The sequence below is a fragment of the Psychrobacter sp. genome (assembly GCF_030457785.1).
GTDB lineage: Bacteria > Pseudomonadota > Gammaproteobacteria > Pseudomonadales > Moraxellaceae > Psychrobacter.
In genome coordinates this window covers 1-2,675 of sequence record NZ_JAKDUI010000273.1, presented here as the reverse complement: position 1 = coordinate 2,675, position 2,675 = coordinate 1, and the positions used below count along the sequence as shown (strand labels likewise).

Genomic DNA, 2,675 nt, shown 5'->3' with positions numbered 1-2,675 from the left:
TACTGCTCATATAGCATTACGATTTATATAAAACATATATATAACAAGGTATTAGCTATCGTATCGCTGCAGTGATTTAATTGTAAGGAGGTTTCGAGTCTCTCCAGCCCCACCATTTTCGGATAGTACATCTTAGACCAAATTTAGTTTGAATATTAAAACCTGCTTTTTAGCAGGTTTTTTTATGTTTGCTACTTTTATTAAAAGACATCCATATAAATAATCCCCACCAATAAATTGGAAGGGATTATTCGTTACCAGTACTTATCATTATCAGCCTAGCTTATTTATCACAGATAGATAGCTCTGCCTTACCACTCATACCTATGTGGATTATAGATTTGGGTTGACGATAATTTTCACCGCCGATTCATTGTTGTGAATAAGCGTTTCAAAACCTTTAGATATCAAATCGTCTAGCGCAATACGCTGAGTGATAAACGGCTCAAGATCAACCAGACCGTCTTCGACGAGTTTGATCGTATCTCTGTGGTTATTCACATAGCCGATCGTGCCGCGTAGGTCGAGCTCTTTCATCACCACACTGTGCACATTTACAGTAGCAGGATGGCTCCAAATAGAAACAATCACCACCACACCAGTTGGCTTGGTAAGCTCGACCAACGAGTCCATTACCGCATTAACACTGGTGCACTCAAAAGCAACATCCACACCACGCCCTTCGGTGATTTTCATGACTTCTTCAGCCAAGTCAGTTTCGGTCGGATCGACGATATAGTCAACCACACCACCCTCTTTTGCTTTTTCTTTGCGCTTGGCACTCAGCTCAGTCAAAATCACAGTAATGCCTTTGGCTTTTAGCACTGCTGACAACAACAAGCCGATAGGGCCACCGCCGCCAACCAATGCCACATCGCCTTCTTTAGCACCACTACGCACATAAGCATGGTAACCAACGGCTAACGGCTCAATCAAAGCAGCTTGATCTAATGGGATTTTGTTAGAAATAGGATGTACCCAGCGACGTTTCACCGAGATTTTTTCGGACAGACCACCACCACGACCGCCCAAACCGATAAAGTTCATATCTTTTGATAAATGGTAGTTTTCGCCCTCTTCTGTCGATACATCATCGGCGATGATGTAGGGCTCAACCACTACATGCTGGCCTATTTCTATATCATCGACACCTTCACCAACCTCATAAACAACCCCCGAGAACTCGTGTCCCATCGTGATTGGAGCGTCCTCTCCTGAGATAGGATGTGGATGACCACACGGCGGAATAAAAATAGGACCTTCCATAAACTCGTGTAAATCGGTACCACAAATACCACACCATGCCACATCAATGCCGACCGTACCCGGTTCAACTGTGGGTACTGGTATGGCTTCGATACGAATATCACCTTTATCATAAAAACGTGCCGCTTTCATTCGAAACTCCTTTGTTTGTAATCTAAGATTCAAAGTACATCGTGCTTGATGCGTTTAAAAAAAGCACAAAGCATGCTGACTCTACAAAATACAATGGCTATCAAACTGACGTCGCAACTATATTCAGTTTACTTTCAGTCATAGTATTAGTATTGGACAAACTTAGCAGACGGCTATGATCAAAAAGAGAGTTACAGGTTTTCTAAGTCTATGATCACATCCATCATGCTTTGATACCGTTTTTCTTTTCGTTTTGCCAATGCTTTGTGAATAATGCATTGGTACATGCCATATTTTGATAGGAGTTTTGGAATCGGCTGCTGGCAATGCTGAATCGCCCAATCAGTCATTGGCTCACTGCTCTGAGTATTGATTGAAAACGGTCGCTCACCTACTAATATCTCGTACAGCATTATTGCAAATGCATAGATATCGCTTTGTACTGTTGAGCCTTGCCCTTGCCAGCATTCGGGTGCTAGATATGCTGGCGACCCAGCAGTATTTGCTACACTTGCAATACTACTGTACTCCGCCAAAGCAAAGTCCGTCAATAGTAAACCAGGTATTACCTCGTTATTATTTACATCGCTTGGTACACTTCTATGATGTGGTACACCGCTATGTACAGCGTCATCTAGTAAGATATTACTGGGTTTAATATCATTGTGTAGCAAGCCAGTATGATGCAAGTCAGCGATGAGATGCGCGGACTGCAAAATACAATTATGCTTTTGTTGTGCTGTCATTGGTGGATGTTTTCGGACATTCAGCCGGCCTGCCAAGCTGCCATTTGGATAATAAGGCATCACTGCTATTATTAGTTTGTGAGGCTGCGCCAAAAATTGAACGGCTAAGCAGTGGCAGTCCAACAACGGCGGTGCAATATTGGTCAGCGTATTTTTCTCTCGTGATACAGTATTGAGAGCAGCTAAAATATTAGCTTCACGAATCAAATCGCCTGAAATATGACACGCCTCTGAACTCAACTGCCACTTAATCATCACCCAGCCAAGCTGCAAATGTTGGGCACGTGTTAGTCCTTGATAGCACATATCGTCAGTATGGCTATCTGGCGTTTCTTGATTATGCTGCTGGCTGATACGCTGATGCTCTATTTCACTAAAACCTTGTGCTATCAGTGCTTGGCTAATAATCGGCAGTAGCTGCTGTGCTTGCCGCTGTAATGCTTGTATAATGGACATATAATTATCATTACTTTTTGTGGTGGTGTTCTAAAAAGTATGCTGGCATCAGACGTAGCCATAATTGACATAAAA

Annotated in this window: 2 protein-coding genes; both read right to left on the bottom strand. The window is 42.7% G+C overall.

Annotated features, from left to right (window positions below):
• Positions 1–333: 333 nt before the first annotated feature.
• Complete coding sequence (locus L0J61_RS10450; protein WP_301466379.1) at positions 334–1,398, bottom strand: 2,3-butanediol dehydrogenase; 1,065 nt, start codon at positions 1,396–1,398, stop codon at positions 334–336.
• Positions 1,399–1,589: 191 nt separating this feature from the next.
• Positions 1,590–2,600, bottom strand: a complete 1,011-nt coding sequence (locus tag L0J61_RS10445; RefSeq protein ID WP_301466378.1) for a protein kinase — start codon at positions 2,598–2,600, stop codon at positions 1,590–1,592.
• Positions 2,601–2,675: the final 75 nt, after the last annotated feature.

Excerpts from the sequence above, each read along its gene's own strand:
- L0J61_RS10450 (WP_301466379.1), bottom strand. The coding sequence starts at position 1,398 with ATGAAAGCGGCACGTTTTTATGATAAAGGTGATATTCGTATCGAAGCC.
- L0J61_RS10445 (WP_301466378.1), bottom strand. The coding sequence starts at position 2,600 with ATGTCCATTATACAAGCATTACAGCGGCAAGCACAGCAGCTACTGCCG.